This is a genomic window from Paractinoplanes hotanensis (assembly GCF_023717965.1).
GTDB lineage: Bacteria > Actinomycetota > Actinomycetes > Mycobacteriales > Micromonosporaceae > Actinoplanes > Actinoplanes polyasparticus.
In genome coordinates this window covers 63,367-72,174 of record NZ_JAMQOL010000076.1, presented here as the reverse complement: position 1 = coordinate 72,174, position 8,808 = coordinate 63,367, and the positions used below count along the sequence as shown (strand labels likewise).

Sequence of the window (8,808 nt, the reverse complement as noted above, 5' to 3'; positions counted from 1 at the left end):
TCTCCACCATCACGCCCATAACAGATCAACGGACCACAATCCGTCAAGCTACGGGTTATTTCTCGGCGAGCCCTTAGCGTCGGAAGAACAGGAAGGTGCCTCGCCTCCCTCGCCGAGAGGAGGTACTCCGATGTTGTACCGAACGGGACACCGGCAGGTCGCCATCATCGCCGGGGCGTTCCTCGCCATGTTGCTGGCGCTGGGTGGGGTGTGGCTGGTGACGCGCAGCAGCGGCAGCGGCGACACGACAGCGACGCCGGTCGCACCACCCGCCTCGAGCGACACAGGCCCGTCGGGCCGGTCGAGCAGTCCGTCGGCTCCGAAGCCCGCGACGATGACCGTCACGGTGTACTTCCACCGCGGGCAGAACACCGACCCCACCAAGGTAGTCGCCGTCCAGCGCACGGTGCCGAAGTCGGCCAAGGTGGGCACGGCCTCGCTCAAGCAGTTGCTCGCCGGCCCGACCGAGGTCGAACGCAGCTCCGGCTACTGGTCGTTCTTCTCGGCCAAGACCGCCGGCACGCTGCGGACCCTGCGGATCGGCGACGGCGTGGCCCGGGCCGACTTCCGCGACCTGCGCGCGATCATCCCCAACGCGAGCTCCAGTCACGGCAGCGCGGCTCTGCTGGCCGAACTGGACCACACGCTCAAGCAATTCCGCAGTGTGCGCTCGACCGTCTACTCCCTCGACGGCGACGTCGCCGCCTTCTACGAGTGGCTGCAGCTCGAACCACCCGAGGCCACCATGCCCGGCCTGGCCGAGGCACGGCGCGTCGCCGGCGACTTTCTGCACGATGTCGTCGCGATGCCGGAGCCGGTGTACGTGGCTGCGCGCTGGCGCAGTGACTTCATCGCCACCGTCGACTTCCGCTCCCGGATCGACGGCGTGAACCCGACGCGAGGTCCCGTCACCACGGTGACGCTCGGGAGAGGCCGCACGACGTTTACGGTGCTCGGCGCCACAACCTCCACTATCCGGATGGACACGCCCGCGGAAGCGATAACGCCCAGCGACCTTGCCGTCGTGACCTCACCGACGAGAATTTCCGGCTCGGCGCTGGCCTTCGAAGGCGCCATCGCGGTCCGGGTGCTTCAGGCGAGCGGCGGCACGGTGCAGCAACTCGGCTCCGGCTCCGTCCTCGGTGGCGGAGACGTGATGCGGCCGTTCAGCGGATCAGTGGAGTTCCGCCGGCCGAACGCCGGCTTCGGCTGGGTCATCGCCTTCGAACGATCCGCCGTCAACGGAGCCGTCGTCAAGGCCACCGCGGTCCGGGTGGCCTTCCGGGCAGTCTCCAGCTGACACGTACGAGGAGGAAAGTCATGTATGGCTGGCAGGTCACCGAGCCGGGTAACGACATCGGCCGGGCACTTCGCCGGACGGCCATGTTCGTGCCCCGGCCCGGCCCGGGAGAGTTGCTCGTAGCCGTGGACGCCTGCGGTGTGTGCCGCACCGATCTGCACATCGTCTCCGGGGAACTGCCACCGCACCGGCGGCACGTCGTGCCAGGGCACGAGATCGTCGGCCACGTGCTCGAACTCGGTGCGGGCGCGGAGGGCTTCCGGCCGGGTGACCGCGTCGGCGCCGCCTGGCTGCGGGAAACGTGTGGGCAGTGCCGCTACTGCCGCCGGGGCGCGGAGAATCTGTGCCCCGGCTCGCACTACACCGGCTGGGACGCCGACGGCGGTTACGCGGACTGCGCCACGGTGCGTGCCGACTTCGCGTACGTCCTGCCCGACGGCTATTCCGACGCGGAGCTGGCGCCGCTGTTGTGTGCCGGCATCATCGGCTACCGGGCCCTGCGGCGTGCCGAGTTGCCGCAGGGCGGACGCCTGGGCATCTATGGCTTCGGCGCTTCGGCTCATCTCACCGCTCAGGTTGCCCTGGCCCAGGGCGCCGCGGTGCACGTGATGACCCGGTCGGAGCAGGCACGGGAGCTGGCCTTGAAGCTGGGCGCCGCATCGGCCGGCGGCGCCTATGACGCCCCGCCCGAACCGCTCGACGCGGCGGTGCTCTTCGCTCCGGTCGGTGACCTGGTGCCGGTCGCGCTGCGCGCGCTGGCCCGGGGCGGCACCCTCGCCGTGGCGGGCATCTACCTGAGCGAGATCCCTGCCCTGGACTACGACCGGGATCTCTTCCAGGAACGCACCGTCCGCAGCGTCACCGCCAACACCCGGGCGGACGGCCGCGATCTGCTCGCCTTCGCGGCGAAGCATCCGCTGAAGGTGGCTGTTTCCCCCTACCCGATGGCGCAAGCCGGCGAAGCCTTGGCCGACCTGGCCGCGGACCGGGTCAACTGCGCAGCCGTGCTACTGCCCTGACTGCCCCCGGCAAGGAAGAAGGACGACCATGATGTACTCGCACGGCGGAGCGGCTGCCTGGGCCGTGATGATGATTGCGCTCGGCCTCGTGCTCGCGACGGCGGCCGCCGGTCTGCTCATCACCTGGGCACGGCCGCATCCCCGAGGGCCGACCGCCCACGATCCGATCCCCGACGCCGAACGCCTGCTGGCCGACCGGTTCGCCCGCGGCGAGATCGACGCCGAGGAGTACGAGCGCCGTCTCCACATCCTGCGGGCAGCACGCCACTGATCCGTCACAGCAAACGGTGACGGACCGGCGCCACGGATCCTCCGGTGCTGAGACTCAGTGCCCTTCGACAGGTGAGTGCTCGCCGAGCAGGCGGGTCGCCAGCACCGCGGCCTGGGTGCGCCGCTCGAGTCCGAGCTTGGCCAGCACGCTCGAGACGTAGTTCTTGACCGTCTTCTCGGCCAGGAACATCCGGCCGGCGATCTCGCGGTTGGTCAGACCCTCGGCCACGAACTCGAGGATCCGGCGTTCCTGCTCGGTCAGCGCGGCGAGTTCCCGCGGCTGTTCCACGCCATGGCGGATGCGCTCCAGCACGCGCTGCGTCACCGCGGGATCGAGCAGCGATTGTCCCCCGGCGACCCGGCGCACCGCGTCGACGAGGTCGGTGCCTCGGATCTGTTTGAGCACGTAGCCGGAGGCGCCGGCCATGATGGCGGCGAAGAGTGCCTCATCGTCTTCGTACGAGGTCAGAATGAGACCCCTGATGGTCGAGTCGACGGCCCGCACATCGCGGCACACGTCGATGCCGTTGCCGTCGGGCAGTCGGGCGTCGAGGATCGCCACGTGCGGGCGCAGGGCGGGAATCCGGTGGGTGGCCTCGGTGGCCGAGCCGGATTCGCCGACCACCTCGATGTCGCCGGCCGCGTGCAGCAGATCGACGAGGCCGCGCCGGACCACTTCGTGATCGTCGAGCAGATAGACGCGGATCATATGTCCTTCGTACCGCTTCGGCGGGTCCGTTCCCAGGGCCGAAGGTCCCGTCGAAGAGGGATGGTCCGGTGTCCGGGGCGCGAGACCGTCAGGACCAACGGCCCTGACGGCTTCCGCGTCGCAGGACGATGCTGGCACTGAGCCCACCGGATGCGCCGGGCGGGACGGCCGAGCCGAACAGGGGCGGTCGACGAGCCGCGAGACCCACCGTCGCCAAGACGGAAACGTCGGACGCACCCGCGAAGCGCATTCGGTGGGCTCCTCGACCGAAAAGGAGGAACCGTCATGCTCGCTCAGATCGGCGACCGGATCGTGCTCGAAGGCACTCACCTGAACGATGCCCGCCGCACCGGCTTGATCGTCGCGGTGGCCCACGCCGACGGCTCGCCACCGTACGAGGTCCGCTGGCTCGACACCGGACGAACCACCTTCATCTTCCCCGGCCCTGAGGCCCGTATCGAGCACCGGGAGCCGGCGGGCGAGGCATCCGAACCCTCGCCGTGACCCGGTAAGGAGCGGTCCCGGTCGCCGTCTGACGTGGCTGACTCGCTACCGACGTGCCGGCCGGGACGGACGTGCTGGGCCACAACCGGGGCCGCCGTCGCGCCGCAAGGTCCTCGGCCCAACCGAAGACCAGAACCGCCAGAGCCGTCAACAGCAAAGTGACCAGGAGCGCGAGGACCGAGCTCAACCGCTCGTCCACGTTGTCGAGCGCGAGGAGTGTCAGCACGGGCCACACAGCCGTGATGGCGATGTTGTGCCAGAGATAGATCGTCACCGCCCGCCCATTGATCAGGGTGACGGCGTTGTTCAACGGTCCGGCCCGAGCCAGCCAGCCCATCGGCGGCTGCCAGCGGAGTACCACCAGGACGAAGCCCAGCGACCAGAGCGCCTGCGCCTCCGGGAAGTCATTGAGGTCCCAGTTGCCGGAGGAAGACGCCCACCAGATCGCGACGGAACCCATGGCGAGGGCGACCGGATAGGCCAGCCACGGCCGGATCCGGGCCAGGCGCCCGTCGTGATGGGCGAAACCGGCGATCCAACATCCCCCGTATGTGGCGAAGTCCCACAGGCCCGCGTCGGCGGCTTCGGGCAGGGTCAGACCGCTGACCTCGAGCACCGCCATGAGCAGAAGGGGCAGACCCAGAGTCGCCAGTCCGGCCCTGCGCCACAGCGCGAACAGCAGGGGCGAGAGCAGGACGAACCAGAGGTAGGCCCGCAGATACCAGAGCGGCTCCCAGACATCGACGGCCAGGTCGCTGCCGGGCGGATCACCGACCGGCACGATCCAGTAGACCAGTGTCACCGGATTGAACGGATGTTCGCCGCCGGTTTCGGCCGTCCATCCGGCGGCCAGCATGACAGGCACCGCGACCAGGCCGAGCAGCCACAGCGGAGGGAGAAGTCGCCGCAACCGTGCGGTGACCACCTGCCGGGCCTGCCGCTTGGCGAGTGACGCGGCCGTCAACGATCCGGCCAGGGCGAACATGATGCCCATCGCGGGAAGCAGGACGGACAACCAGGGCCAGCCGTACAAGTGGTAGGTGATCACGCGGATGATCGCGGCGGCACGCAGCAGGTCCAGATAGCGATTGCGCACCCGTCGGCTTCCCTCAGTCAGTCGGCCGCGATGCGGGCACGGGATCGGGCCGGGTCGCGCATGGCCCGCAGCGGAATGCCCAAGCCGTACGTGACGAAGTGGCCGGTGGGACGGATCTCGAGGATCGCGCAATCCGTACGCCGTTCCGGAGGCACCAGCCGGGCCAGGCGTGGCATGCCGGTCAGGTGATCTCCGGGGTGCACCACCGCGACCGCGGGAAAGCTCACCGTCGCCGGGGGGATGGGGAACAACAGCGACAGAAGGCCACCGCGCCGGATCGGCACGGTCACCGCGACGATGCCGTCGACGGCCATGTGCCGGGCCTTCCAGCTGTCACGGCCGACGGCCACGAACAGACGACGGTCCTCGACGGCATAAACGACGCCGCTGGAGCGTGGTGCGCCGGCGGGTGTGACGTGGCTGAGCACTGCGAAGGAGGCACGGTCCACCGCCCGCCAGACAGCCTCGGCGGTCAACGGGGCGGCCCGTCCGGCGGGGCGGATCGAGGTCGACATGGCAACTCCCTTCCTCGTCATACTCGTACCGCGCGAACGTGCGGCCCGGCAGGGCCGAAAGGCACTGCCGGGCTGTACCCCACATCCAGGTGAGCCGTTCGGCCTGGCCCTCTAGGAGCCGCGGGCGAGAAGGTCGAGCTCGTTCTGCAGGTCTCGGGCGAAGAGATCGAGTTCGGGGCAGCCGACGGGATCGGCGACAGCCGTCACAGTCAGTACGCCGGCATAGCTCAGCGCCTGGCAGGCGAGCGTGAGGTTGGAGGCCCCGCCCGGCACGATCGGGATCATGGAACGCACCGGCGTCCCGGCGAAGCACACCGGCCGGGCCGGGCCGCGCAGGCAGCTGACCACGATGTGCAGACGCCGCTGGTGGTTCATGTACCAGCGGTACCCCCCGGTCGCCGCGAGCAGGCGAAAGAAGCCGCCCAGCAGGCTGATCGGCGCCGGCCCGGCCGCCTTGCTCCGCCACGCCCTTGTGTCGGCCGTGACCTGCGCCATTCTGTTCTCGCGAGATCCGGTCACCGGTACCGTCAGCAGCAACGGGCTGACCGCGTTACCCGCTGCCGTGCGTTCGCCGGCCACCGGCACGCCGGCCCGGATCTCCCGAACCTGCTCGCCGCGGTGGGCGAGCAGCCGGCGCAACGACTCGCCGACGGCCACCAGCACTGCCGCGTTCACCGTGGCGCCGGAACGGCGAGCCGCGGCGAGCAGCGGGGCCAACTCGGTGTGGGCCGCGATCGCCCGACGCTGTCTTCCGGTGGGGCGCAGCAGCGAGCTGGGCGCGACGCGGCCGGGGAACAGACCTCCGCTCGCGGACATCGTTTCCCGTAGGCTGCACCACCAGCCGCCGTGACCGCCGTGGCTGCCAGAGCGGGGCGTGGAGTCTTCGGCCGGCCCGCTGTCGTCGAACACTTCCCGCAGGACGGCGAGACCGCCGAGCCCGTCGACGAGCGCGTGGTGCACCACCAGGACAAGGGCTGCGCCGCCCTCCTGAAGACCGGTTACGAAGATCGCGCGCCACAACGGCCGATCACGACGCAGCCGCCGCGTCACCTCCGGCATGACCGCCTCGAGCAGCGCCCGCTCGTTGCCCGGCAGCGGGCACCGCAGCTCGCAGAAGTGGCGCGCGGGATCGAAGACGGGATCAAGCGCCCAGGCTGCCCGGCCGTGGGTGCGAACGAGGCGCTGACGCAGCCGCGGGATCCGGCCGGCCCGTTCGCCGAGCACGCGGACGCCTTCGGCGACGTCGAAACCGGCGCCGAGGACGAGCACCACGGCGAACTGCTCAGGCACCGGACCGCGGTCCATGGCGAGGAACGCGAGGTCGGCGTTGTTCACCCGACCCGCTGCGTCGAGGAAGGGCATACGTCAGCTGCGTGCCCTGCGCTTCAGCACCGGCACCTCCGCGCCCTTGCGGAGCGCGGTCATTGCCCCGCGAATCCGGCTGCGTGCGGGAAGCCACGGAACGCCGGCGAACGCCCGCCCACGAGTGCATGCACGACGCCCGCGAAGGAGCCCGCGCACCACCAGCAGCGCCGTGATCGCGACCAGCTGGCCGCCGAGCACGATCCGGTTCACGTCGATCGCCGGGTGCCAGGTGACCTTGCCGTCGCGGAGCACGAACACGCCCAGACCGCGAGCCGCCGTGCCGAACCCGCCGCCCGATCCCTCGGGCTGCCCTTCGGCAGCCGGCTCGGCTCCGCCGCCTCCCCCACCGCCGCCGCTGATCTTCGCTACCGGCAGCATCAGCGTGCCGTTCCCGGACACCGGTGCCCCGAAGACCCGATCCGCGCCGTTCTCGGCCACCGCCTCGCGCAGAACGCCGAGGACGTCTGTCTTCTCCGCCGAAGTGGTCATGCCGCACACTCCCTCCGGACCGGCGCCGATCGTCGTGCGCCGGCATATCAGGTCAACGCTGTGCCGGTCGGTCCGCCAGCGGCAGAGTCGAAGGGCCCTTGCGCGATCCGAGGTATCGCTTCTCTGGGGAAGTCCCTCCGGCCGCCGTCGCATCCGTTCGGAGGGGAGCATCGTGCCAGCCGGGTGGGACGAGCAGCACCGGGCAGCCGGCCCGCTGCCGGGCTGCCGGGCGCCACGACTCGTACAGCAACTCGGCGAAGCTACCGCTGCGGCCGATCCCCGCCACGAGCAGACGGCCCCGACGCATGGCGCCTTCGATGGTGTACGGCATGTCGAGCTCGTTCACGAGCAGGCGCTCGACCCGCACGCCGGGATAGCGCGTCAGCCATACGGCCAGGGCTGCATCAAGGCTCCGCTCCCCCGCCGCGGATTCGGTGGCGTACGCCCCCGCGGCCACAACGGGTGGGATGCCCTCCGCCGCGCCCGGCCTCGTCCACATGTGCACGACCACGAGCCGGGCAGCCGCCGGCTCGGCCAGCGAAAAGGCGTACTCGAGTGTGGCGCCGGCCTCGGGCCGGGCCGACGTCGCCACCACGACCGGTCCAGGGCCCGGATCCCGCCCACGGTGGACGAGCAGGGGACAGGCGCTGTGGTGCGCCAGATAGGCCGTTGTCGGTCCCCAGCCGGAGCGCGCCTTGAGATCGTCGCGATGCCCCACCACCAGGAGCCGGCTCTGCACGGACATCTCGGCGAGCAGGTTCGCGGCGCCGCCGTCGAGCAATTGCGTGCGGACGCGCAGCCGCGGATGGGCCGATCGGACCCGGCTCTCGGCCAATTCGAGCAACCGCTGTGCGTCGGCCCGCGCGGGAATGGAGCCCCGTCCGCGGAAATACCCGGTGTACCGGCCTGGCCAGACGTGGGCGATCACCAGCGGCGACTGCCGCCGGGCCGCCTCGGCCGCAGCAAGATCGACGACTGCCGGGACGGCTCGCGAGCCGTCCACGCCAACCACCACCGGCCGGTTTCCGTTCATTCCTGCGTCGGTGTCCATAGCCGCAGGTTAGGTCCGGCGATCCGGTGGTGACACAGCCCACGGACCGGTGCGGGCGGGCCGATGGTCCCGAATGCGGCGATGCGACCGGCCCTATACACCGGCACGGCGCCGCAGCCCGAGAGGCTCCGGCGCCGTCTTGCTCAGCGGCCGATCATTCCGGCGCGGGTGGCCCCTGCTGAGGGCGGCGCCGGATGCGGCGCAACCGCGAGCGCAACCGTTCCTGCATCAGATCAGTCGCCTCCTGCAGCGTCTCGCCCATTGCGTGGACGTGCAGGCCAACCCCGTTCACGTCGACGTGCGCGTCGACCCGGTCGCCGGGCGCCGCCGAGTCCAGCGTCAACGACGTGCGCAGCACCGGCCCGGGAGCGTGGTGCAGCGCCGCCTCGAGCTTGGCCACGGCGTAGGCGGCAGCCTCCTCTCCGACATCGCCATGGGTATGCACCTGAGGGCAGATGACCTGTTCGATACGAGTCATGACGCCTCCCTG

At 70.6% G+C, this 8,808-nt stretch carries 11 protein-coding genes; 4 read left to right on the top strand and 7 right to left on the bottom strand.

Annotated elements, in window-relative coordinates:
* Nucleotides 1-130 precede the first annotated feature (130 nt).
* From LXN57_RS43465 to LXN57_RS43455, 3 genes are read left to right on the top strand one after another with little or no spacing between them, the layout of a single operon-like run.
* On the top strand, nt 131-1,300 hold the full coding sequence (locus tag LXN57_RS43465) for a Gmad2 immunoglobulin-like domain-containing protein (protein ID WP_251804166.1): 1,170 nt from the start codon (nt 131-133) through the stop codon (nt 1,298-1,300).
* 20 nt (nt 1,301-1,320) lie between these two features.
* Nucleotides 1,321-2,319: a zinc-binding alcohol dehydrogenase family protein gene (locus LXN57_RS43460; RefSeq protein ID WP_251804165.1), complete on the top strand. Its 999-nt coding sequence runs from the start codon at nt 1,321-1,323 to the stop codon at nt 2,317-2,319.
* Between the two features lie 28 nt (nt 2,320-2,347).
* Entirely contained in the window at nt 2,348-2,590 is a 243-nt protein-coding gene (locus LXN57_RS43455; RefSeq protein WP_251804164.1) for an SHOCT domain-containing protein, read from the top strand.
* 54 nt (nt 2,591-2,644) lie between these two features.
* Here the strand turns inward: LXN57_RS43455 and LXN57_RS43450 are convergent, their stop codons facing one another.
* Nucleotides 2,645-3,298 (bottom strand): response regulator, encoded by a 654-nt coding sequence (locus tag LXN57_RS43450; RefSeq protein WP_251804163.1) that lies wholly within the window; start codon nt 3,296-3,298, stop codon nt 2,645-2,647.
* A 285-nt stretch (nt 3,299-3,583) separates the two neighbouring features.
* Here LXN57_RS43450 and LXN57_RS43445 point away from each other — a divergent pair, with 285 nt between their 5' ends.
* The gene (locus LXN57_RS43445) at nt 3,584-3,802 is read left to right on the top strand and encodes a DUF1918 domain-containing protein (RefSeq protein WP_251804162.1); all 219 of its coding nucleotides are present in this window, start codon (nt 3,584-3,586) and stop codon (nt 3,800-3,802) included.
* Here LXN57_RS43445 and LXN57_RS43440 read toward each other — a convergent pair.
* The 6 genes from LXN57_RS43440 to LXN57_RS43415 form a co-directional block, all read right to left on the bottom strand.
* Complete coding sequence (locus LXN57_RS43440; RefSeq protein WP_251804161.1) at nt 3,729-4,898, bottom strand: acyltransferase family protein; 1,170 nt, start codon at nt 4,896-4,898, stop codon at nt 3,729-3,731. The genes LXN57_RS43445 and LXN57_RS43440 overlap by 74 nt on opposite strands.
* A gap of 17 nt (nt 4,899-4,915) precedes the next feature.
* Nucleotides 4,916-5,413 carry a pyridoxamine 5'-phosphate oxidase family protein gene (locus LXN57_RS43435; RefSeq protein WP_251804160.1) on the bottom strand — a complete coding sequence of 166 codons (498 nt, stop codon included), beginning with the start codon at nt 5,411-5,413 and terminating at the stop codon, nt 4,916-4,918.
* Between the two features lie 111 nt (nt 5,414-5,524).
* Nucleotides 5,525-6,748 carry a wax ester/triacylglycerol synthase domain-containing protein gene (locus LXN57_RS43430; protein WP_251804159.1) on the bottom strand — a complete coding sequence of 408 codons (1,224 nt, stop codon included), beginning with the start codon at nt 6,746-6,748 and terminating at the stop codon, nt 5,525-5,527.
* A gap of 30 nt (nt 6,749-6,778) precedes the next feature.
* Entirely contained in the window at nt 6,779-7,267 is a 489-nt protein-coding gene (locus LXN57_RS43425) for a hypothetical protein (protein WP_251804158.1), read from the bottom strand.
* 52 nt (nt 7,268-7,319) lie between these two features.
* Nucleotides 7,320-8,318: a universal stress protein gene (locus LXN57_RS43420; RefSeq protein ID WP_251804157.1), complete on the bottom strand. Its 999-nt coding sequence runs from the start codon at nt 8,316-8,318 to the stop codon at nt 7,320-7,322.
* A 154-nt stretch (nt 8,319-8,472) separates the two neighbouring features.
* Complete coding sequence (locus LXN57_RS43415; protein WP_251804156.1) at nt 8,473-8,796, bottom strand: HPF/RaiA family ribosome-associated protein; 324 nt, start codon at nt 8,794-8,796, stop codon at nt 8,473-8,475.
* Nucleotides 8,797-8,808: the final 12 nt, after the last annotated feature.